The sequence below is a fragment of the Pseudoalteromonas sp. SG43-7 genome (genome assembly GCF_014164295.1).
Taxonomy (GTDB): Bacteria; Pseudomonadota; Gammaproteobacteria; order Enterobacterales; family Alteromonadaceae; genus Pseudoalteromonas; species Pseudoalteromonas rhizosphaerae.
Genome location: NZ_JACJEY010000240.1, coordinates 1 through 243, shown reverse-complemented (window position 1 = coordinate 243; position 243 = coordinate 1). Strand labels below are relative to the sequence as shown.

At 45.7% G+C, this 243-nt stretch carries 1 rRNA gene; it reads right to left on the bottom strand.

Annotated features, from left to right (window positions below):
- Positions 1 to 223 (bottom strand): 23S ribosomal RNA (locus tag H5200_RS23695); the annotation flags it as partial.
- Positions 224 to 243 lie beyond the last annotated feature (20 nt).

Genomic DNA, 243 nt, shown 5'->3' with positions numbered 1-243 from the left:
TTGATTTCTTTTCCTACGGGTACTTAGATGTTTCAGTTCTCCGCGTTCGCCTCGTTAACCTATGTATTCAGTTAACGATACCTGCAAGCAGGTGGGTTTCCCCATTCGGAAATCCTAGTCTCAAGTGCTTTTTACTAGCTTGACTAGGCTTATCGCAAGTTAATACGTCCTTCATCGCCTCCAACTGCCAAGGCATCCACCGTGTACGCTTAGTCACTTAACCATACAACCCAAACGGGTCTT